The organism is Neobacillus sp. GCM10023253 (assembly GCF_042653105.1).
Lineage (GTDB): Bacteria > Bacillota > Bacilli > Bacillales > Cytobacillaceae > Neobacillus > Neobacillus citreus.
The window spans coordinates 54,628-77,173 of the sequence record NZ_JBHSHV010000029.1; the positions used below are offsets into that span (position 1 = coordinate 54,628).

General features: G+C 41.2%; 21 protein-coding genes. 19 read left to right on the plus strand and 2 right to left on the minus strand.

Going from position 1 to position 22,546, the window contains the following annotated elements; all coding sequences use genetic code 11:
• Positions 1 to 203 precede the first annotated feature (203 nt).
• Positions 204 to 758 carry a thioredoxin family protein gene (locus tag ACFPA1_RS27535; RefSeq protein ID WP_213147824.1) on the plus strand — a complete coding sequence of 185 codons (555 nt, stop codon included), beginning with the start codon at positions 204 to 206 and terminating at the stop codon, positions 756 to 758.
• Positions 759 to 804: 46 nt separating this feature from the next.
• Here ACFPA1_RS27535 and plsY read toward each other — a convergent pair whose 3' ends face one another.
• Positions 805 to 1,431 carry a glycerol-3-phosphate 1-O-acyltransferase PlsY gene (gene plsY, locus ACFPA1_RS27540; protein WP_213147750.1) on the minus strand — a complete coding sequence of 209 codons (627 nt, stop codon included), beginning with the start codon at positions 1,429 to 1,431 and terminating at the stop codon, positions 805 to 807.
• A gap of 297 nt (positions 1,432 to 1,728) precedes the next feature.
• On the opposite strand from plsY, the gene ACFPA1_RS27545 reads away from it, so the two are divergent.
• From ACFPA1_RS27545 to ACFPA1_RS27555, 3 genes are all read left to right on the plus strand, one after another.
• Positions 1,729 to 2,670 carry a diacylglycerol kinase gene (locus ACFPA1_RS27545; protein ID WP_213147749.1) on the plus strand — a complete coding sequence of 314 codons (942 nt, stop codon included), beginning with the start codon at positions 1,729 to 1,731 and terminating at the stop codon, positions 2,668 to 2,670.
• 144 nt (positions 2,671 to 2,814) lie between these two features.
• Positions 2,815 to 3,366, plus strand: coding sequence for a cysteine hydrolase family protein (locus tag ACFPA1_RS27550; RefSeq protein ID WP_213147748.1), 552 nt, complete (start codon positions 2,815 to 2,817; stop codon positions 3,364 to 3,366).
• A 63-nt stretch (positions 3,367 to 3,429) separates the two neighbouring features.
• Positions 3,430 to 4,899 carry a nicotinate phosphoribosyltransferase gene (locus ACFPA1_RS27555; RefSeq protein WP_213147747.1) on the plus strand — a complete coding sequence of 490 codons (1,470 nt, stop codon included), beginning with the start codon at positions 3,430 to 3,432 and terminating at the stop codon, positions 4,897 to 4,899.
• A 206-nt stretch (positions 4,900 to 5,105) separates the two neighbouring features.
• On the opposite strand, the gene ACFPA1_RS27560 is transcribed toward ACFPA1_RS27555, so the two are convergent.
• Positions 5,106 to 5,426, minus strand: coding sequence for a hypothetical protein (locus ACFPA1_RS27560; RefSeq protein WP_378588011.1), 321 nt, complete (start codon positions 5,424 to 5,426; stop codon positions 5,106 to 5,108).
• A gap of 235 nt (positions 5,427 to 5,661) precedes the next feature.
• Here ACFPA1_RS27560 and rlmD point away from each other — a divergent pair, with 235 nt between their 5' ends.
• The 15 genes from rlmD to ACFPA1_RS27635 all read left to right on the plus strand — a co-directional run bounded on the left by rlmD (position 5,662) and on the right by ACFPA1_RS27635 (position 22,545).
• On the plus strand, positions 5,662 to 7,032 hold the full coding sequence (gene rlmD, locus ACFPA1_RS27565; RefSeq protein WP_378588014.1) for a 23S rRNA (uracil(1939)-C(5))-methyltransferase RlmD: 1,371 nt from the start codon (positions 5,662 to 5,664) through the stop codon (positions 7,030 to 7,032).
• 308 nt (positions 7,033 to 7,340) lie between these two features.
• A complete protein-coding gene (locus ACFPA1_RS27570; protein ID WP_378588017.1) occupies positions 7,341 to 8,177 on the plus strand; it encodes an ABC transporter permease in 837 nt (278 codons plus the stop codon).
• Complete coding sequence (locus ACFPA1_RS27575) at positions 8,170 to 8,949, plus strand: ABC transporter permease (protein ID WP_378588020.1); 780 nt, start codon at positions 8,170 to 8,172, stop codon at positions 8,947 to 8,949. The genes ACFPA1_RS27570 and ACFPA1_RS27575 overlap by 8 nt, the downstream gene beginning before the upstream one ends.
• Before the next feature lie 41 nt (positions 8,950 to 8,990).
• Entirely contained in the window at positions 8,991 to 10,031 is a 1,041-nt protein-coding gene (locus ACFPA1_RS27580; protein WP_378588023.1) for an ABC transporter ATP-binding protein, read from the plus strand.
• A gap of 52 nt (positions 10,032 to 10,083) precedes the next feature.
• On the plus strand, positions 10,084 to 11,139 hold the full coding sequence (locus ACFPA1_RS27585; RefSeq protein ID WP_378588026.1) for an ABC transporter substrate-binding protein: 1,056 nt from the start codon (positions 10,084 to 10,086) through the stop codon (positions 11,137 to 11,139).
• Between the two features lie 75 nt (positions 11,140 to 11,214).
• Positions 11,215 to 12,918 carry an adenine deaminase C-terminal domain-containing protein gene (locus ACFPA1_RS27590; protein WP_378588029.1) on the plus strand — a complete coding sequence of 568 codons (1,704 nt, stop codon included), beginning with the start codon at positions 11,215 to 11,217 and terminating at the stop codon, positions 12,916 to 12,918.
• Positions 12,919 to 12,922: 4 nt separating this feature from the next.
• On the plus strand, positions 12,923 to 14,248 hold the full coding sequence (locus ACFPA1_RS27595) for an amidohydrolase (protein ID WP_378588032.1): 1,326 nt from the start codon (positions 12,923 to 12,925) through the stop codon (positions 14,246 to 14,248).
• Between the two features lie 266 nt (positions 14,249 to 14,514).
• Positions 14,515 to 14,979, plus strand: coding sequence for a phage tail protein (locus ACFPA1_RS27600; protein WP_378588035.1), 465 nt, complete (start codon positions 14,515 to 14,517; stop codon positions 14,977 to 14,979).
• Between the two features lie 13 nt (positions 14,980 to 14,992).
• On the plus strand, positions 14,993 to 17,068 hold the full coding sequence (locus ACFPA1_RS27605; protein ID WP_378588038.1) for a DUF5643 domain-containing protein: 2,076 nt from the start codon (positions 14,993 to 14,995) through the stop codon (positions 17,066 to 17,068).
• Positions 17,069 to 17,186: 118 nt separating this feature from the next.
• Entirely contained in the window at positions 17,187 to 17,975 is a 789-nt protein-coding gene (locus ACFPA1_RS27610; protein WP_213147694.1) for an enoyl-CoA hydratase/isomerase family protein, read from the plus strand.
• A gap of 160 nt (positions 17,976 to 18,135) precedes the next feature.
• On the plus strand, positions 18,136 to 19,071 hold the full coding sequence (gene cyoE, locus ACFPA1_RS27615; protein WP_378588042.1) for a heme o synthase: 936 nt from the start codon (positions 18,136 to 18,138) through the stop codon (positions 19,069 to 19,071).
• A gap of 353 nt (positions 19,072 to 19,424) precedes the next feature.
• The gene (locus ACFPA1_RS27620; protein WP_213120851.1) at positions 19,425 to 19,574 is read left to right on the plus strand and encodes a hypothetical protein; all 150 of its coding nucleotides are present in this window, start codon (positions 19,425 to 19,427) and stop codon (positions 19,572 to 19,574) included.
• A gap of 11 nt (positions 19,575 to 19,585) precedes the next feature.
• Positions 19,586 to 20,053 (plus strand): cytochrome c oxidase subunit II, encoded by a 468-nt coding sequence (locus tag ACFPA1_RS27625; protein WP_213147692.1) that lies wholly within the window; start codon positions 19,586 to 19,588, stop codon positions 20,051 to 20,053.
• 16 nt (positions 20,054 to 20,069) lie between these two features.
• Positions 20,070 to 21,749 (plus strand): cbb3-type cytochrome c oxidase subunit I, encoded by a 1,680-nt coding sequence (locus ACFPA1_RS27630; RefSeq protein ID WP_378588047.1) that lies wholly within the window; start codon positions 20,070 to 20,072, stop codon positions 21,747 to 21,749.
• A 163-nt stretch (positions 21,750 to 21,912) separates the two neighbouring features.
• Complete coding sequence (locus ACFPA1_RS27635) at positions 21,913 to 22,545, plus strand: SCO family protein (protein WP_213147690.1); 633 nt, start codon at positions 21,913 to 21,915, stop codon at positions 22,543 to 22,545.
• The last annotated feature ends 1 nt before the right edge of the window (position 22,546 follow it).

A 22,546-nucleotide genomic window follows, 5' to 3' on the forward strand; every position in this document is an offset into this window, starting at 1 on the left:
AAAACAGAAAATATTTAGAATAATATTTTCTGCAGTATTTATATTTTATCTGTTTGCTGTATAAAATTCCACTACCAAAATATTGATTTACTAAAATAATTATTAATATTTTTAGAATAATATGATAACCAGCTGTAAGCGGTGTTTTTGTAATTCATATTTAAAATGTTTATCATAAAAGGAAAAAGAAGGGTTGGGAAATGATGAATTTAAATGAATGGTTCGAAAAAGGAATGACGGCCAATGAGTACATTGGCGCGATGACTCGAAATAAGGAACAAATGCTTTCAATCTATGAGAAGTTTGCTTTAAAAAAAGAGGATACAGCCAGGCTGGAAACGCTAAAGCCTCGGAAGTTGAGGGCGATTGTTTTGACAGAGGATTGGTGCGGGGATGCGCTGCTGAATAATCCGGTATTGCTGCGAATTGCCGAGGCAGCGGACATGGACGTACGGATGGTCCTGCGCGATCAAAATCTGGAATTGATGGACCAATACTTGACCAATGGTACATCAAGGGCGATTCCAATCTTTATTTTTATCGACCAAGAAGGAACTGAAATCGGAGTCTGGGGTCCGCGCGCACCGGAAGTGCAGGCGAGGGTGGAAAGAGAACGTGCTGCCCTGCCGGACAAGGATGCAGAGGATTTTCAGGAAAAACAGCTTGCTATGTATAAGCAACTAGCTGCCTCTTATCAAACGGATGCCTCCATTTGGCAGACGGTTGCAAACAGCATCATGGCTGTTTTATTAAAGTAATATGAAGGGCCCCGGCGACAAATACAGTTGATTCGGGGCCCTTTTTTTAAAATTTAATTCCGCTATTTTTAGGAGGAATCCGGTCTTTGCTTAAATTTTTGTCATTGATTTTTGGCTCAATCCCTAGAATGAAGTTTCTAATATTAGAACGGTGCAGAAAGATTAAAAAGAAGAAGAATAGGAGAAATATCAGTTCAAAATCCAGTTTCGGCGACATTAGATCAACGACCAGCAGGCTGAGACCGACAGATATAGAACCGAAAAATACATACTTGGTCAAAAAAATAACGGCAAAGAAAGTAATGTAAGCTATTGCGAGCAATGGAAGATTGGCAACCAACAAAGCGCCAGCGGTTGTGGCAATGGCTTTGCCGCCGCGAAAGCCGGCAAAGATGGGAAAGCAATGGCCAACTACTGCTGCGAGACCAAAGTAAAGCGGTTCTGCATCAAGCTGGAAAAAGTACGGGAGTGCCGCAGCCAATGCTCCTTTGGCTAGGTCGATCACCAGCACAAAGGCGGCGGACTTTTTGCCTAAAACTCTCAGCGTATTGGTAGCGCCGGGGTTTTTACTGCCGTGGTCACGGATATCAATACCGTAGACCAGTCTTCCTATAATCAATGCAGTTGGAATGCTTCCGATAATATAGGAAGCTAGCAGCAGCCACCAGAACATTAAATCATTCCCTTATAATAGAATTTTCTTTTATTCTATCATAAATAAATGGAATTATTTTGATTAATTTTCACGAATTGGAAACTATACGATATATGAAAGAGTTCGGGTCAGTGTCCGTACGTTTTTTATTTTTAAATTTAGTCCGCTTATTTTTTGCAAAAAAATAAAACAAAGGTATTATAGTAAAGGGACGTTTTTGCCTAAAAATAGGATGTAAGGCATAATTGTAACGCATTACAATAATTGGTAGAATATAGAAATAACAAGCCGATATTAAAATTAGGATGATGATGGATGAAAAGAGCAAGACTGATTTATAATCCTACTTCCGGACGTGAAATGATTAAACGTCATTTACCGGAAATCCTTGAAAAATTAGAACTCGCCGGATATGAAGCATCTTGCCACGCGACAATAGGTGCGGGCGATGCGACAAAGGCGGCGCGAATTGCTGTGGAACGTCAGTACGATGTGGTCATTGCTGCTGGCGGTGACGGAACAATTAATGAAGTGGTTAATGGTATTGCTGAGCAAGACTACCGTCCGAGACTAGGGATTATTCCTGCCGGTACGACCAATGATTTTGCCAGGGCTCTGCATATACCGCGTGATATTACGGCAGCAGTTGATATTATCACACGCGGGGAACTCATTCCTGTTGATATTGGCCGGATTAATGATAAATATTTTATTAATATTGGCGGCGGGGGCAGGATTACCGAATTAACCTATGAGGTACCCAGCAAGTTGAAAACAATGCTCGGTCAGCTTGCCTACTACTTAAAAGGAATGGAAATGCTGCCGTCAATTAAGGCTTCCCATCTCAGGATTGAATATGATGGAAAAATATTCGAAGGGGAAGCGATGATGTTTCTTATTGGGTTGACCAATTCCATTGGTGGATTTGAAAGGTTAGCTCCAGATGCATCAATTAACGACGGATTATTTTCACTGCTGATTTTGAAAAAAGTAAATTTGGCTGAATTTATTAGGGTTGCAACGCTAGCTGTTCGCGGTGAGCATGTCAATGACCCAAACGTCCTTTATACCAAAGCAAACCGAGTGAAAGTGTACTCAGATGAAAAGGTGCAGTTAAATTTAGACGGAGAATTTGGCGGCTTGCTGCCGGCCGAATTCGAAAACCTGTACCGCCATTTGGAAGTATTCGTCCGATTTGATGATATCCGTCCAAATGACCGGCCGACGGATTGGGTTCCGGGAAAGCGATATAGTTAGAGGAAAAATAAATACAATCGCAAAAGTTCGTTCCAGATGGAGCGGACTTTTTTATATGTTCTAAATTGTGTGAAAAGGTTTCAAAGACTGTGTATAATGAATTAAAGACATAAGTCATGACACGATTAAAGGGAGCGATTTCACATGGGTAAAAGGGCGTTAATAAATATTGATTATACGTTTGATTTTGTTGCCGATGCCGGGGCATTAACCTGTGGCGCACCAGGGCAGGCTATTGAGGGGAAGATTGTAGACCTGACAAAAGAGTTTATTGCAAGCGGCGACTATGTTGTTTTTGCGATTGATGTCCACGACCAAGGTGATGAATTTCATCCGGAAACAAAGCTATTTCCGCCGCATAACCTGCGCGGCACCTCCGGAAGGGATTTATTCGGGGCGCTGCAGGAAGTATATGAGGAAAATAAGGAACGGGAAAATGTCAAGTATATGGATAAAACCAGATACTCTGCCTTTGCTGGGACAGACCTTGAAATCAAGCTGCGCGAGCGCGAAATCACGGAGGTTCACCTAGTTGGTGTATGTACCGATATTTGTGTCCTCCATACCGCTGTTGACGCCTATAACAAAGGCTTTAAGATTGTTGTTTACAAGGATGCGGTTGCTTCTTTTAATCCGGCGGGGCATGAGTGGGCTCTCGGCCACTTCGAACAGTCGCTAGGCGTTGTGGTTAAATAGACTTATTAATGGTAATATGGGATATAATAGTAAAAAGCTGTATTAGTACCTCGGAGGTCAATTATGAAACACATTTATCATGATGATAGTTTAAGTCTGCATACAGATCTTTACCAGATTAATATGGCAGAGACGTATTGGAGGGACGGCATTCACAATAAACGGGCTGTCTTTGAATTGTTTTTCCGCAAGCAGCCGTTTGGTAATGGCTATGCCGTTTTTGCCGGTCTTGAAAAAGTCATCCAATTTATTCAAGGCTTTCGTTTTAGTGAGGAAGACCTCGAGTATTTGAAAAATGAAGTAGGCTACCAGGCTGATTTTTTAGACTATTTAAAAGGGATGAGTTTCACTGGAACCATTCGGTCCATGAAAGAAGGCGAACTAGTTTTTGCCAGTGAGCCAATTTTGCGAGTGGAAGCACCACTTGCGGAGGCGCAGCTCATTGAAACAGCCTTGCTTAACATTGTGAACTATCAAACATTAATCGCCACGAAGGCATCAAGAATCAAGCAGGTTGTCGGCAATGAAGTAGCGATGGAGTTTGGGTCAAGACGGGCTCAGGAAATGGATGCCGCTATTTGGGGAACGAGAGCTGCATATCTAGGCGGCTTTGAAGCTACCAGCAATGTTAGAGCGGGGAAAATGTTCGGGATCCCTGTGGCTGGGACACATGCTCATTCCATGGTGCAAGCCTATAAGGATGAGTATCTTGCTTTTCATAAATATGCCGAGACCCATAAAGATTGTGTTTTTCTAGTGGATACGTATGATACGCTTCGCCTTGGCGTACCAAATGCCATCAAGGTGGCAAAGGAACTGGGGGACACGATTAATTTCATCGGCATTCGCCTTGACAGCGGGGACCTTGCTTATCTTTCCAAGGAAGCAAGGAAAATGTTGGATGAGGCAGGTTTTAAGGATGCAAAAATCTTTGCCTCGAGCGATTTGGACGAATATACGATTATTAACTTGAAGGCGCAAGGCGCGAGAATCGACAGCTGGGGAATTGGCACGAAATTGATCACTGCCTATGACCAGGCTGCGTTAGGTGCTGTTTATAAAATCGTCTCGATTGAAAACGATGCGGGTGAAATGGAGGATACGATTAAAATTTCTTCCAACCCTGAAAAGGTAACAACCCCGGGCCTGAAAAAGGTTTACCGGATTATCAATAATACAAACCATCATGCGGAAGGGGATTATATCGCGATGGAGGGTGAAAAGCTTCCGGAAAAGAAGCTGCGCATGTTCCATCCGACCCATACGTATCTAAATAAGGTGGTCACGAATTTTACAGCAAAAGAACTTCATGAGGATATTTTTGTAAACGGGGAGTATGTTTATGAAATTCCTTGTTTGGAGGAATCCCGGGATTATTTAAAACAAAATTTGGCTGCTCTTTGGGATGAATACAAGCGGATGCTGAATCCAGAGCATTATCCAGTGGACTTAAGCCAAAAATGCTGGGATAACAAAATGAGAAATATCGAAGAAGTGAAAGATAAAGTAGAAGCGATGAAAGAAGAAGAATAACAAAAAGGCTGCCCCCGAGGTTCATCCTGATTGAGGGGGCAGCCTTATTTTTATTTTTACTTTTGTTTAAAGAAGTCGATAAAGGCATGGTAAATTTCGATGCCTTGGAAGGTCAGAAGTCCAGCTGCTGTTAAGGAAAAGTAACCAATCATTAATAGTCGGAACCACATTGCCATTTATATTTCCTCCCTTATTTTTAAATTTATTTAAAAAAGGGAGGCTTTAATCACATAGTTAGCTTGATAAAAGATGGGGATAAGAAAACTTTGCCTTCTTCTGAAGTTGGTCTGAAAAAATTGGAGAGGTATTGCTGCGAAAGGCATAATGGATGTAAGCAGGAAGAATAGATGCAGGTCAAATGGCTGTTTTTTCTCATCGTCCCATTGATGCTTCACTGTCCAATCATCTAATTGAATGATTGCCTTGCTTTCTGGATGGTGGTGGGGAGGCGAATTTGAAGAATGTAAAAAGGTGAAGGCCAGAAAGGCAAGGAACATGATGATTGAGAAGCCTTTTATCATCTTCATCGCGATCCACTCCTTCCAAAAGGGATAATTTAATCATATACACTATCATTATATTTTAAAACAAAAATATTCTGACAATTTTTGTGTCTATTTTACAATATTATTTTTTCAAGGACAAATTCGCATCCAAATCAGATGAAAATGTCCTTGATAAGCTGGAAAAGGGTCTTTTCGCATTTGATACTGCTTTATGATAAAATTTTGCTAGTAAATAGAGACGTAAAGGAAGAAGCAAATGAACAGAGCATTGCCAGTCAATAAAAATGATTATATAGATGTTGTATTTGAAGATTTAACTCATGACGGGGCAGGGGTGGCGAAGGTGGAAGGCTATCCGCTGTTCGTGCCGAACGGCCTGCCGGGGGAAAAAGCGAAAGTCAAAGTCATCAAGGTTAATAAAAGCTACGGGATTGGGCGGTTAATCGAGCTTTACGAACGAAGTCCGTATCGGGTGAATATCCCTGACAGTGAGAAAACGAAATACGGGGGCTGTCAGCTGGAGCATATCAGCTATGAGGGGCAGCTAAAATATAAGGAAAACCAAGTCCGGCAGGTGCTGACCCGGATCGGGAAGCTGGACGATGTGGTCGTCCATCCAATCCTAGGGATGGACAACCCATTGCATTACCGTAACAAAGCGCAGGTACCTGTCGGCGAAAAGGACGGCGAGCTGTTCGCCGGCTTTTTTAAGCCAAGAAGCCATGAAATCGTCGCTATGGATGAAAGTGTCATCCAGTTACCTGAAGTAAATGAAGCGGTTCAGACGGCCAAGGAAATCTGCAGCCGGTTTGGGATTCTGGCTTATAATGAGGAAACGCATAAAGGTGTTTTAAGGCATATTATGGCCCGGTATGGAAAACAAACCGGGGAACTCATGGTCGTACTGATTACCAGAACACCGGAAATTCCACATAAAAAGGAGTTAATTGAAGAAATCATCGCCCGTCTTCCAAAGGTAAAGTCGATTGTCCATAATGTGAATTCGAAGCGGACGAATGTCATCCTTGGCGAGAAAACCAACCTTTTATGGGGCAGCGAAGTGATCTATGATTATATTGGCGATGTGAAATTCGCAATCTCAGCGTTATCATTTTATCAGGTTAACCCTGTTCAAACGAAGGTGCTTTACGATAAAGCTTTGGAATATGCGGATTTAAACGGCGAAGAGAGTGTCATTGATGCGTATTGTGGAATTGGTACCATCTCTTTATTTTTGGCACAAAAGGCTCGGAAGGTTTTTGGTGTCGAAGTGGTTCCGGAAGCGATTGAAGATGCGAGCAGGAATGCGGCATTGAACGGAATGACTAATGCTGAATTCGCAGTCGGGGAAGCAGAAGTTGTTATACCAAAATGGTACAAGGAAGGCAATAAAGCGGATGTGCTGGTCGTGGACCCGCCGCGCAAAGGCTGTGACGAGGCCCTTCTCCACACCATTATTGAAATGCAGCCGAAAAAGGTAGTCTATGTTTCCTGTAATCCCGCAACTTTGGCGAGGGACCTGCGGATTTTAGAAGATGGCGGCTACAAAACACTGGAAGTCCAGCCGGTTGATATGTTTCCGATGACGACGCATGTTGAATGTGTGGCGCAACTCATTTTAAAGTAAGACAACTAACCAACTATTATAATTCTAACCGTGAAAGGTTTTATTTCTATACCAAAAAACCACTCCTTATAAAAATAGGGAGTGGTTTTTTGTTGATAATATTCGTGAATGGGGGTAAAATTAGTCATCCCATTATGTAACTCAGTGTCAAGTAATCAAATTAACGAACATTAATAGCGAATATAATACATATTATTCGTATTTTGTGTTGTCAAAGAGAAATTAATAAATTATAATACTCTATGAAAGGAATACAACTTATACTTGTTTATCAACATGAATAACCCTTTTTGAAAGTGAGGCCAGATATGACACAGCGAAGAATCCCATACATCATCTTGGCTCCAGGATTGATTCTTTTGATTTTATTCTTGGTGTTACCGCTTATTACCGCGATTTACCCAACCTTCTTTGATGGAGGATTCACTTTGAGGAACTACATTTCGTTCTTTATGGATGAATATAATTTTGGTATTTTTTGGCGGACGATAAAAATTTCACTGATTGCAACATTGATTTGTGTAGTGCTAGGAGTTCCGACTGCCTACTATATTTCGAAAAGTCCAAAAAAATGGCGTGGCCTGTTAATGTCGATTACATTGTTTCCATTGTTAACGAATTCGGTTGTGCGAAGTTTTGCATGGATCACCATTTTAGGACAAGACGGTATTCTAAATAATGCGTTAAAGGGCTTGGGGTTAATATCAAAACCACTTACCCTGCTTTATACGGAATTCGCCATTGTGATTGGCTCTGTATATCTCTTCTTACCTTTAATGGTTATTACTTTAGTGGGGATATTAGAGAACATTGATTCGGAAATTATGGAAGCTGCAGAAACGTTAGGCGCCAATCGTTTGGTTGCTTTTATGAAGGTTATTCTGCCGTTGAGTGTGCCCGGAATTATTGTCGGGAGTATATTGGTTTTCACCGGAAGCATGACAGCCTATACTACTCCGCAATTATTAGGTGGAAACCGGAATATCATGCTGGCAACCTTCTTATATCAAAATGCGACTGCGTTAGGAAACTGGCAGGGTGCCAGTGTTATTGCTTTGATTATGATTGCCGCGACTTTGATTGTGATGAAGCTGTTCAACTGGGTTGCGGGCCGCATGGATAAGAGAGGTGAGGCAAGTGCGTAAAAATGTTGGTTTAAAGGTATTTGCGGGTTTGGTTTTTGCGTTTTTGCTAGTACCTTTGCTGATCATTATCGTGACTTCTTTTGGAACTAAATCAACCATTCAATTTCCAATTAAAGGTTTTACCCTTGATTGGTACGGCAAGGTGTTTAGCAATGAAGCCTTTATGGACAGCTTTTTTCTCAGTTTAAAAGTAGCCTTTATAGCGACACTTTTGGCATTGATTATTGGTGTACCAGCTGCCTATTCTTTGGCGCGTCATAAGGTTCTCGGGCGAAATTGGATTAAGAGCTTCTTTCTTTCGCCAACAATCGTTCCTGGTTTGGTCGTTGGATATGCGATGTACCAATTTATTGTGATTAAGTTCCAATTCCCGATTATCCAAGGATTGTTGTTAGGCCATTTCCTAATTTGCCTGCCATACGTAATCCGGGTTGTGGGCTCAACGATTGAGCAGTTAGATTTTTCAATTGAAGAGGTTTCATGGACGTTAGGCTGTACAAAATTACAGACGTTTATCAAAGTAGTGCTGCCAAACATTACTTCGGGAATTTTTGCTTCCTTTATGCTCGCGTTCATTAACTCCTTTAACAATATTCCTGTTTCGCAGTTTTTATCAGGACCAGGTGTTACGATGCTGCCAACCAGCCTAATGAATTATATTGAATACAACTACGACCCATCGGTTTCGGCATTATCCGTTGTATTAATGCTAGGGACGATTGTTTTAATGTTTATTATTGAAAAAACATTAGGGTTAGCCAGTATTTCATAGGAACAGAAAGAATACAACAGCGACGGGGGTAGAACAGCATAATGTCCTATGTTGAATTAAAAGATATTCGTGTAAGTTATGATAACAAAGCTGACATATTAAAAGATTTAAATTTATCGATTGAAAAAGGAGAATTGGTCTCTTTATTAGGACCATCCGGATGCGGGAAAACAACCACTTTAAGGGTAATTGCCGGCCTAATTGAGCCAAATGATGGCGAGTTCGTGGTTGATAATCAAAACTTAACGAAAGTGCCCGTTCACAAGCGGGAATTTGGAATGGTCTTCCAAAGCTACGCCTTGTTTCCCCATCTAACAATTAAAGAAAATGTTGCGTTCGGGTTGAAATTACGCAAGGAAAAAAAGCAAAGCATTGAAAAAAAAGTAAGTGATATTTTAGCGATTACGGGATTAGAAGAGCTAGGCAATCGTTATCCTAAGCAGCTCTCAGGCGGGCAAAGACAGCGTGTAGCCTTAGCTCGAGCCTTAGTGATTGAACCGAAATTATTATTATTAGATGAACCACTCAGCAACCTGGATGCAAAATTGCGCCTGCAGATGCGGATTGAAATTAAACGGATCCAAAGCCAATTGGGGATTACATCCGTGTTTGTCACGCATGACCAAGAGGAGTGTTTTTCGATTTCGGACAAGGTGGCCGTTATGAATAAAGGCGTGATCGAGCAGTTCGACACACCTGAAGAAATTTATAAAAACCCAAAAACGGAGTTTGTGGCCCGCTTTATCGGGTTTGAGAACTTCTTTAAGCTAGCGCCTACTGAAGACTGGAAGTATAAAGCAGTTGATGGAACGGTCTTCGAAACCACCCGCCAATGGAGACCAGCAAAAGGTACAGGAACCATTCGTCCAGATGATATTGAGATTGGGGAAGGTACCGCGCCAAATACCAACAATGCGGTATCAGGAAAGATAAAGGTCCGGACGTTCCTGGGCAAGTCCTACCAATATGAGGTAGAAACCCCGATTGGAACATTACGGGCAAATAAAGCGGATGATGTGATCTACCAAGTTGGTGACACAGTTACATTATCCATCCCTGCTCACAAGCTAATCATAGTTTAATAGACAATAAAATTATTAATAAAAATACATCTAAGAAATGGGGACATGAAAAATGAAAAAGACAATAGGTGTAGTAGGTTTAACTCTTGCAGCTGCTAGTGTACTGGCTGCATGCGGCGGCGGCAGCACTGCAAGCAAGGAAAAACCAAAAACATTAGTAATCTCAACTTTTGGTTTGGAAGAAGATAAGATGCAGGAAGATGTCTTCAAACCATTTGAGAAAAAATATAATGTTGACATTGTGTTAGAAACAGGTACAAGCTCTGAGCGTTTAACAAAGCTTAAAAGCAATCCAAACTCAACGGTGGATGTAATTGAATTGTCCCAATCCAATGCGGCTGACGGTGTAGCAGCAGGTCTTTTTGAAAAAGTAGACAGCTCCAAGGTGCCAAATATGGACAACTTAATCGATAGTGCAAAAGAATTAGCTGCAGATGGTTCTGGTCCTGCTTACACGTTAAACAGTATCGGAATTGTCTATAATAAGAAGACAGCAGGGAAAGAAATCAAAGAATGGAATGATTTATGGGATCCTTCTTTGAAAGGGAAAATTTCCATTCCTGACATTGCGACCACCTTTGGCCCGGCCATGCTTTATTTAGGAAGTAATCACGAAAATACTGAGATTTCAAAGGATAATGGTAAGGCAGCGTTTAAAGGGATTACTGATATAGCACCAAACGTGGTAAAAACGTATAGCAAATCATCCGATTTGGCCAACATGTTCCAATCAGGAGAAATCACAGCAGCGGTTGTCGGCGACTTTGCTGTTCCGATGATTACCGAATCTAATCCAGATGTCGCTTATGTTGTACCGCAATCTGGGACTTACGCCAACTTTAACACTATCAATATCAACAAAAATTCTAAAAATAAAGATTTAGCGTATAAGTATATCAACTGGAGATTAAGCCAAGAAGTTCAAGAAAAAACTGCCGTATCTCTAAATGAAGCGCCAACCAATAAAAAGGTAGAGTTAAACGAAGAAACAGCAAAAAATAAAACATATGGTGATGTGGCAGCTCGTACAAAGAAAGTGGATTCACTATTAGTCAATAAGAACCTTGAATCTTGGATCAATCAGTGGAATAGAATTTTGAACAAATAGTTTGGGTTAGGAAAAGGGCTGAGGATCATCTTGGCCCTTTTTCTTTAGCGGTTGATCTAAAGGAGGGAATGGGAAATGAAAGCTGATTTAGTCATTATAAATGGACAAGTTTTTAACACGTTTACGAAAAAGTTTGAACAGAAAAATGTGTACATTGTTAAGGATAAATTTTATTATTTGACAGCTGACGAAGTGGAGAATTTCCAGGCTGGTGATGTAGTCGATGCAAAAGGTCAATATTTGGTCCCAGGCTTAATGGATATTCATATGCATATTGAAAGTTCTATGACGTCCCCGGCTATTTTTTCAAAGGCTGTCCTAACTCATGGAGTGACAACCGTTGTTGCTGATGCTCATGAGATCGCCAATGTGTTTGGTATGGAAGGCCTGGAGGCGTTTTTTGCGCAGCCGAGTGTCATGGATATTTTCTATGCGATTCCTTCCTCTGTTCCTTCTACGACCCCAGAGCTGGAAACGACTGGCGGTTATATTGGTGTTGAAGAAGTGAAGCAGCTCCTCAAGCATCCGAAAGTAATCGCTTTAGGGGAAGCAATGGACTTCAATGGCATTGTCAATCAACAGGATTCCTTGATTCGGCAGATTTTACTTGTTGTTCAAACGGAGAGGCCATCTATGCCTTTGGAAGGACATGTGCCGCGTGTTTCGGATTTGGAATTGGCCCAATTTTTATATGCGGGCATTACCGCTGACCACACCCATCAGTCGCCCCAATCGATTTATGAGAAAATCACCGGCGGGATGTTTTTAGAATTTCAAAAGAAATCAATAACGCCGGAAAATATGCGTGTTATTGTGGAAAATCAATTCTATGAATATATGGCTATCATTACAGATGATGTGATGGCGGACGACTTGCTTGAAGGACATTTGGATGCAAACGTACGTTTAGCCATTTCATGCGGCATGCCGGCAGAACAGGCGCTGTACTGCGCTACCTATACCCCTGCGAGACGGATGGGATTCCAGGACCGCGGCGCCATTGTTCCGGGGTTTAAAGCCGATTTTCTATTAGTAGATGATGTGGAAACCCTGGATATAGCGGCAGTCTATAAGGATGGAAAATTGGTACACGAGCAGGGAAATGCAATCAAGTATCCGGCTGAGGAACCTGCTTTTCCTGAGCACTTCTATCAATCCATACAATGCCGGTCACTAACTTCAGAGGATTTGCAGATCAAGGTGAATTCGGCTGAAAAGGCTGTCGTCAACGTGATGCAAATTTCCGAAGTGGGTACCTTTACCGAACATGTACAACGGGAGATGGCTGTTACAGATGGCTATTTAGATTGGGAGAATAGCGGGCTGGCCTTAATTGTAGTAATGGAACGGTATGGGAAAACAGGGAACATCGCCTATGGATTTGTTGAGAATGCTTTATCTGAAAAAGGAGCTGTAGCCACTACTTGGGCACATGATCATCATAATTTGATGGTAATGGGGACGAGTGCGTCAGATATACTTGCAGCACAGAAACAATTATTGGACATGCAAGGCGGATACGTCGTGACACAAGCGGGACAGGTGAAAGCGGTATGCCCATTGCCAGTCGGCGGGATTATCAGCGATGCACCGATTCAAGAATTAGGTCAGCGACTAAAGGAAGTACGTCAAGCGATGATTAGCTTAGGCTATCGCAACAGTAATGAGATCATGTCTTTTTCAACTTTGTCTTTGCCGGTTTCACCTGCTATCAAAATTACTGACAAAGGGATGATGAATGTACGTTCGCAAATGATGATCCCATTGGTGGAGGATTGAGAAATTGAAGATAGTTATTAAAAACGCTTGGATATTAACAATGAATGAAAAGATGGAGCAGTTTCAAGACGGCTATTTAGTAGTAGACGATGGTAAAATTATAGAGGTTGGTCCAATGAATTTACTGCCAAAGGGGCTGGCTTTCGACCAAGGCTTTGATGCCAGAGGGGCGATTTTACTGCCGGGTATGGTCAATACGCATACTCATATCGGGATGATTCCGTTTCGTTCCTTAGGTGATGACTATCCTGACCGGCTGCGCCGTTTCTTATTTCCGTTAGAAAATGAATGTATGAATGAACAGCTTGCCTATACGAGCGGAAAATATGCGATTGCCGAAATGCAGCTTGCAGGTGTAACAACCTTCTTTGATATGTATTATTTTGAGCAGCAATTGGCAGAAGCCGCAGAAGAAATGCATAGCCGCGGCCTTTTGGCTGAAACAGTCATTGACTCCGTAACGGTCGATGTGCCGGTGCCAATGGGCGGCTTGCAATACGCCGAAGGGTTTCTGCCAAGATGGCATGGAAATAGCAGGATTCGGGCAACGGTAGCACCGCATGCCCCTTACACGAACACCATTGAAGTGCTCCAGCAAGCGGATGCTTTGTCTCAAAGGTACAATGTGCCGTGGATGATGCATGTCAGTGAAATGGATTTTGAAATGGAGAAGTATCGTAAAGAACGCAATCAAACGCCGATTGAATTTTTAGAAGAGATCGGTGTGCTAAGCTCAAGGCTGGTAGCTGCCCACTGTATTCATTTGTCTGATCATGATATTGAATTGCTGAAGCGGTATGATGTAAAGGTTGCTCATTGTATCGGCGCCAATACAAAATCGGCTAAAGGTGTGGCCCGTGTCCAGGATTTATTGTCTGCGGGTGTGACAGTTGGGTTGGGAACAGATGGCCCAAGCAGTGGGAATACGCTCGATTTATTCAGCCAAATGCGCTTGTTTGCGAATTTCCATAAAACTATTTTACAAGATCGCGGTGCCTTCCCAGCGGAAGAGATTGTGAAGTTAGCGACGATCGGGGGAGCGAAGGTTTTAGGTATGGAGGAGCAAATTGGCTCTATCGAGGCAGGGAAACAAGCTGACTTCATTCTGGTAGAAGTTGATTCAGTCAATATGTTTCCTATTTTTGATCCGTATAGTGTTTTGGTGTACTCTGCAAATGCCGGAAATGTAAGAGACGTATTTATCGCGGGAAAGCAGGTTGTGGGAGAAAAACAATTAGTAAATTTTGATGTAACGAAATTAAGAGCAGAGCTTGCTTTAGCCATGGAAGAATGCGGATTCAAAAGAAAAGCTCTAAAAGCTATGGAGTGAAAATAGGATTAGAGTTAGTTGGTAACTCCCCTTGCTGCATTATCAAACGTATCTACAATCAGTGGTCGACACATGTAGAATGTGGGGCGCAACTCATTTTAAAGAAAGGCAACTAACCTGGGGAGTTGCCTTTTTCTATTTCTAACTAATTTTTCACCGGTTATGATTAATTCAAAAAGGTTGAGATATGGCAGTGAAACGGATTAGTTTTTGGTGAAATGTGGTATCCTGTTGTTAGGAAATAAGAGATTAAAGGAGAGATGAAAATGTCCTATATCGTTGATTTTAAAAATGTGTCTACAGTGGGTTTAGAGTCCTCACCGGTAGCAGAAGCGCTTGCTGGTTTACGTGCTAATGAAGCCCGTTACTTTATGAACAAATACAAGCATGAATTTACGGTCGTACCAGCTAGCGAAAGCGTGGAGACCCTTGATTATGTGAACCGAATTTTGAAAGAAGAACGTGATATTGAGTTTGCCGCTAAACCTTTAGAGACGTCGCGTTTTCAAGTGGAAAATATCGATTGGACTTATGTCTTTTATGAGGATGGTCTTTCGGTCAACGTCCTGTATACAGTTGATAATCCTAAGAAGCGGGCTGTTGGTTTTAAGCTTTCTGAGGGGATGGAGGTACCAAAGGAGTTAGAAGGGAAGTTTAAGTTTGCTAGGCAGAAGTCTAAACTAGCTGGAACAATTCGTGGCTCGTTTTTTGTAATTAAAGGTGAATATTAGGGGGAACACGTTTATGATCCCAGCAAAAATAGATCCTTTATCTATCGCTCCAATAAGGGAAAAAAGCCTCGAGTCCATCGTTGATTGGTTTGACCAGCATAAACAATCGTTCTATACTCTGGGCTGGTCTTATCTTAGGACTCAGCAGCAAATGGAAGAGCTTTTTTACCGGTCTATTATAAAAGTGCACAAGGAATTACCTCGTTTTAAAAGTGAAACAACATACGAAACGGGGGTTACATCTATTTTTATACATAACTGCCGAGAACTTTCTAAAGTTAGAAGTTTACAAGACTCAGAGGAAAGTGAACAACATAAGGATTTATTTAAAGCACTTGATCGGTTGAAAGAGGATGAGAAAGAAGCGGTGGCCCTTACATATGTAAAAGGAATCTCTAAGGAGGAAACGGCACATCTTCTTCAGGTTTCAATGGAAAAGCTGAAAGAGCTTCTGTTTTCCGGTATTCAGTCAGTTAGAAAAGAAATGGGGTACGGGTCATCCTTTAATGGTTGTAAGGAGTATCAAAAAAATTATATCGATTACTTGGAAAGAACCATGGAGCGGTCGGAAAAGATTGATTTCGAGGTGCATATTTATCATTGCCAAGACTGTCAGAAGGATTTGGGTACCTTTCAGGATGTCATGTTAACTATGGTAAATCTTACTGAAAGGATGAAGGATTTCTGTGTGCCATCTGATTTTATGGAGAACGTCAAAGCTAGGCTGGCAGAAAGGGAAAAGCAAAGACAACAGAAGAATAGCACACGTAAAAGAATGGGCCTTGTTTTTGCAAGTGTTTTAGCATTATTAATGGGTATAGAAGTTTTTACAGGCTCTTTTACCAACCTTTACTATACATGGACAGAAGAAGATCAAGAGTTGCGTGCCTTTCTGCAACAGGGCCTGGGTGAAAGGCTGAACCTGGAAGCGGAAAGCGCGGGGGTGAAAATTAAGATCAAGAGCGCGATTGCTGATGATGTTCAGACGCTTATCCTTTATGAAATAGAAGATACAGAAGAAGACAATCAATATGTGATGGATTATAATGAAGGTTTTTTTGTAGAGAACGAACATGACATCATGAGTCGTGATACATATCCAAGGTATTATCCTCCTGACCTTAAATCGGCTAAAAATAATAGAGAAAAGAATGTGTATCATGGAAAGATTAGTCTGCTGCCACTCACAACGGATAACGGGACAATCAAACTCAAGATCACAAAGCTTCAGAAATTGATTCGTGATACTACCGACCAGAATAGTTTTAAGCCTTACGGAAACATGGAGAATAAAGCAGGGGAGTGGAACTTCGAAATTCCTGTAACAAAACAGCCATCTATCGAATATGCGTTGAATGAAGAGACTGACATCGAGGGGATCCCAATTCGATTTGATAAACTAACGATTGCTCCAACAGCAACGATTCTGCAATATGCTATTAATAATGAACAGACAGGGAAACGGGTGGATTTTCTTAATTTTGACAATCTAGAAGTGAACGATAAAAAAATGAAAGCTGATATGTATGGCAGCAATTTTTTGGATTTACAGCAAGACATGAATTGGACTACTTTTCAAACACACTTTGACCCTCTTATTGGAGAAAAGCCTAAAGAGATCAGGGTTCAATTCAAATCTGTTCTTTTCACGTTTGAAGACCACAAAACCATTGAACTGGACGCTGCTAAGGAATATCCTCAAACCTTTGAGTATGCAGGCAGTACAATCTCTATCGACCAGGTAGAAGTTGGACAGCCTACCAATGTTATCATAAGCAATCATGAAATTAAGAATCGGGCATATGAATCGCTTAACTTCAATATTGTGGGTGAGGATGAAAATGAAATTAGTTCAATGGAGATGGATTCAGAAGGAGTGCTCGTTGATAAAGATGGAGTAGAATACGATATGAGTAAAATTCAAATACCATATGAAGAAATCGAACAGCCTCGCAATTTTTTTACCGTTCAAAGAATAAGATTACACAGTAACAACGCTGAAGACAAAGTGATCCCTAAAAGACTGGAGATTTATGGGTATAGCACTACAAAATATTTGGATGATGTTGTGAAGATTTCTGTGGACTAACATAAATCATAGGTGATTATATTTTTCCAAAATAAGTAACTCGCATGTACAAACCATCTTGGATATGCTATGTTTTTATTAATCAGAAAATTTAAATTAATAGAATAGGAGGAGTAAAATGGAACATATTTTAGTAGAAACGCAGAATGGGGTTCGCACCTTAACACTAAACAGGCCAGAGCGTCTCAATGCTGTCAATGATAAACTTAGTGCTGAGATTATTCAGGCTATTTCAGAGGCATCTGCTGACGATGAAGTCCGTGTCATTGTGATAACCGGGAGCGGAAAAGGTTTTTGTGCAGGTCTTGACCTGACTGAGTTTGCGAAGAGAGATAAATCCGCTGATTCTCGTCATAAAACATTAGATAACCTGGGCTGGGTTGGTCATCAGGCGTTAGGAATCGTTCATTGTGATAAACCTGTCATCGCCGCGATTAACGGAATTGCAGCTGGTGCAGGACTCGCTCTGGCTCTTGCCTGTGATCTGCGCTTTATGTCTGCTGGTGCAAGGGTAACTGCTGGATACATTCGCCGCGGTCTTAATCCGGATGCGGGAATGACCTATTTCTTACCACGTTTGGTAGGACAGGGAAAAGCAACGGAGTTGATATATACGGGTCGCGATATCTATCCTGAAGAAGCAGAACGGATTGGTTTGGTTAATGGAATATTCCCAGATGAAGAATTCCAAGATAGGGTTATGAATTTTGCTAAGGAGTTAGCGGAAGGACCGCCTGTTGCGCTGACACTTTCCAAAAGATTGCTCGCCGCAAGCCCTGACACGGATCTTACAACAATTCTAAAACAAGAATTAGCTTCAATTAAAGTTTGTTTTGGAACAAAAGACGTCCAAGAAGGGGTAAAAGCTTTTGCCGAGAAACGGAAACCTGTTTTCCGGGGAGAGTAGTAATAAGTAAATTTAAAGAATAATTAAGTTTCGGGGGCCATCCCCCGTCTTTTTTTTTGCCAATTTTTCTACAAGAGTGTTCCATGATAAAGTATGGTAATATGGAATCATGTACTTAAGTTGTAGATAGTAATAACCACTTTTTGGGGAGGTTGTAAGGATGAGTCAAAATGGAATACCTTCCGCACTGAAAGGCAAAAGTGCTGCTATTTCAAATAATCGTTCCGGCCTTATGGCTGATATAAAAGCTCTTTTTAAAGGACCTGTCTTAATAGCCAATGTTCTGCCAGTATTTACTGGGTTTTGGCTGGCCCTTTATTTTACCGGCGCCTCTTTTTCTGATTACTTGAATGTATTTTTGCTGACCATCATCGGCAGTACGCTGGTCATGGGCGGAGCACTTGTCATCAATAACTGGTATGATGTTGACATCGATACTGTCATGGATAGAACGAAGCATCGGCCGACCGTAACAGGGCATATTCCTCTAAAAGTAGTATTAACGATAGGAATTGTCCTCACAGTACTAGGCTTCATTCTTTTGTCTTTTACAAGATGGGAAGCAGTGATTTATGCTTTCGTAGGCTGGTTTACTTATGTCATCTTATATACAATGTGGTCCAAACGGAGGTATACACTTAACACCGTGATTGGTGCCGTTTCAGGTGCTGTTACCCCGCTAATTGGCTGGACGGCAATTGAGCCAGGGACTCATATTGTTCCGATTATGTTATTTCTGATTATCTTTGTTTTCCAAATGCCGCATACCTTTGCGATCGCGATGAAGAAGTGCGAGGAATATCGTGCGGCGAAGGTAGCGATGCTGCCTGTGGTACATGGGTTTGAAATGACGAAGCGGCAGATGGTGGTCTATATCGCCTGCCTATTGCCATTGCCGTTTTATCTAGGATCGCTTGGGCTTACCTTTGTTGTCATTGCGACAGTGATGAACCTTGGCTGGCTAATTGTGAGCATCAGCGGATTTTTTACAAAAGATGACCTGAAATGGGCCCAGATTAATTTTCTGTACTCCGTAAACTATATCACCATCCTGTTTCTTATGATGATTGTGGTAACATTGCCAATATTTAAATAGGTTATTTAGCAGCTGTCCTTATGAAAAATAAGGGCGGCTTTTTTGTTTTTTCTAAGATGATTTTACTTTAATTCACAAATTTGTCATTTTTGATTTCTTCCCCTTTTTCCGCCATTTTTTTCTATTCCACAATAAAAATTATTCGATTAACAAGTTAAAAACAGTGGAAATACAGCTATTTTCCTTACTCTTTTTCATAAACATTCGGATTTTGGACAAAAAGTACAATAATATTCCCTTTTTTCTTACGACCAAAATCACTTATGAAATGTGACGCAGTTCACTTCGCTGAGAATCGTTCCTAACTATGATAGAAGTAAGAAAACAGAATAAATCAAAAGGGGGATTCACAAATGGCATCTGCAAAAGCAAATCGCAATAATAAGCCAGGCAAGCAGCACGAAGAACCGTTAAAAGGTACATGGATTTCCGTAGGTGTGGTTGGCGTCGTTATTCTCGTTACTTATTTAACTTTATATGGGCTTTATATGACTAGAGTATAGGGGGGAAAGAAATGAAAATGCATCTTGATGAAAAAATATGGCTGGCATTAAGCTTCGGTATAATGATGATTTTCATGCTAATCACGGGCTATCAAGCTGTTGCTGAAGGAATGGCACCGCCAAGTAATGTCCAAACTATCGATTCGCAAAAAGTAGATCAAACAGCGCCTTTTGATAAGCCTGGAATTAAACAGATTGGCGATCATGAATACGAAGTAGTCATGACATTGCAAGTTTTTAGCTTTAATCCTGGAAATATTGAAGTTCCAGCTGGATCAACAGTACATTTTATCTTAACATCAAAAGACGTTGTCCACGGTTTTGAAATTGCCGAAACTAACGCTAACGCAATGGTAACACCAGGTTATATCTCAAGAGTTACCCAAAAGTTTGATAAACCGGGAAGTTATTTAGTGTTATGTAACGAATATTGCGGTGCCGGTCACCAAATGATGAGCACGACAATTACGGTTAAGTAAAGGGGGGGAAAGGCTAATGGAAACAGCAATAAATCAAACGTTTAAAACAAAAGCAACTAAATTGCTAGGTGTTAATAAAGAAGACGCAAAAATTTCGAAAACATATTTATTTGTATCATTCGTCATCTTGTTAGTTGGTGGATTTTTAGGTTTAGCGCAAGGATTAAACCGTGCAGGTCTTCTAGAACTGCCATCGTGGTTAAACTATTATCAGGTTCTTACGATGCACGGTGTGTTCATGCTTCTTGCCTTCACTACTTTCTTTACATTTGGCTATCTGTATGCAGGTCTTTCACATGAACTGGGAGGGCTTCTTCCAAAGGTTAGAAAGATTGTCTGGACTGCGTTTGTATCCAAGATTATTGGCGCGGTATTGGTTGTTATTCCAATCCTCATGAATGAAGCATCAGTAATGTACACATTCTATCCGCCTTTAAAAGCACACCCAATGTTTTATATCGGGTTGGTATTTTTCGCAGTGGGTATGTGGCTGTGCAACGTTGGCGCATTTATCCAAGTAGCCAATTGGCGGAAAAATAATAAAGGAAAGCATGTTCCAATTTTCTCTTACTTTGCAACTGGTATCAACGTTCTAATGTTTTTTGCACTTATTCCTGTAGCAATCGAAGTTTTATATCTAATTCCTTGGTCTTTAGGCTGGGTTAAGACCGTTAATGTTATGGTTTCTCGTACATTGTTCTGGGCCTTTGGACATACGCTCGTAAATATCTGGTATTTAACAGCTACTTCTGCATGGTATGTCATTGCACCGAAATTAATCGGCGGCAGACGATGGAGCGACACATTAACCCGCGTCGTTATTATCGCCTTGGTGATCATGAACATTACCGGTGGATTCCATCACCAAATCATTGACCCAGGTATTTCTTTACCAGTTAAAATGATGCACGTATTTATGAGTTTAGCAATTGGTTTCCCATCATTAATGACCGCTTGGGCCATGTTTGCAGTATTTGAAAAGACTGCAAGAAAGCAAGGCGGAAAAGGACTAATCGGCTGGTATAAAAAAATGCCATGGGGCGATGTTCGTTTCCTAGCACTATTTATCAGTATGGCTTCCTTTGCTCCAGCGGGTGCCGGTGGTATTGCGCAAACAACAAACCAATTGGACACAGTTGTTCATAACACGATGTGGATTGTCGGTCACTTCCACTTAACACTTGGTGTGACGGTCGCATTGGCATTCTTTGGGATTAGTTATTGGTTAGTTCCATATATTTCAGGACGTGTTCTAACACCACAAATCAATAAATTAGGTGTTATCCAAACTTGGATCTGGACAATCGGCATGATCTTTATGTCAGGTGCCATGCACACAGTCGGATTATTTGGCTCACCACGAAGAACTTCATTTACAACATATGGCGATCATGCAACAGCGTTAGGCTGGAGCCCATATATGATGGCAATGGCTGTCGGTGGTACTTTGTTAATCATCGGTGTTATTCTTCAAGTGTATGCGGTAATTAATATGATGTTCTTTGCACCAAAAGGAGAAACAGAATTCCCAATTGCGGAAGCAGAAGAAAATGCCTCTCCAACTCCATATTGGACAGAGCGCTGGGGACTATGGATTGTGGTTATGCTGCTAGTCGTTGCAATGGCATATGTCGTTCCAATAACAGAATTTATTGTTAATGCACCTCCAGGATCACCTGGATTCAAAACTTGGTAATTAGAAAAGCGGAAGCGCCTTGCACAGGGGCTTATGACCCCGAGCCCCTAGGCGCTGAAGCTGGACAGAATTGATAACAAAAGAGATAGCTCGTTTGCTGGGCTATCTCTTTCTGCTAAAAGAGAGAGAACTTTTTTAAAAATAGGTTTGGGAAGTGGTCGTTATGATCAAAAATCGGCATCAGGTAATTTCACTATTAGTCGTATTTGTGTTTGGATTTGTTTTATTTTATACAGGTACAGACGGGTTTCGGGCCTTTACGGCGGAAACGGCCAGGGTGAACAGGCTGCTGGACGAGAAGCCGAAATTTCCTAAAATAACGTTGGAGGACAGTAAGCAACGGGAGTATTCCATTTCTGAATTCAAAGGGAAGTACGTATTTATTACCTTTCTTTATACGTCTTGTACATCTGTCTGTCCACAGTTAGAAATGAACATGTCAAAGGTTTACGAGCAGATTCCAAAAAAATATTTGGGAAAAGATATTGTATTTTTAAGCATTAGCTTTGACCCATCCAGAGACACTCCACAGACGCTGGAAAAATACCGCACTTATTTTAAAAGTGATGGGGAAACCTGGCGGATGGCAAGGGTTCCGGACAAGAATGAATTGGATGCATTGCTAAAAGAATTTGGAGTGACTGTCATTCCTGACGGATACGGGAATTTCACGCATAATTCAGCATTTTATTTAGTGGACCCAAAAGGCATTCTTCAAGATGTGATGGACTATAAAAAAATAGATGAGGCATCCGATAAGGTTGTCAAGATTCTGAATCAGGAAGCGGGGGAATAAT